Raw genomic sequence first — 205 nt, 5'->3', positions numbered from 1 at the left:
CCCGCGTTGCCGTTGAGTGTGTCGCTGCCCTCGCCACCATCGAGCCGGTCAGCCAACTTGCCGCCAGAGATAGTGTCGTTGCCCGCCAGGCCGTTGAGGTTGTTGCCCGCCAGGCTTGAACCAGTGACGCTGTCGTTACCTGCACTCAAGCTCGTGGCCGCCGAGATGATGTCCGTCTGGCTCCACTGCTCACCGTCGCCGAACA

1 protein-coding gene is annotated in these 205 nt (G+C 63.9%); it reads right to left on the bottom strand.

What is annotated here, in order from left to right:
* Positions 1-205, bottom strand: a 205-nt coding sequence (locus tag AC3A6R_RS27195) for a hypothetical protein (RefSeq protein WP_487866191.1), incomplete at both ends; no start/stop codon positions are given.

It is taken from the genome of Variovorax sp. Soil_C_19, from assembly GCF_057657255.1.
This window is presented reverse-complemented; position numbering and strand designations above follow the sequence as displayed.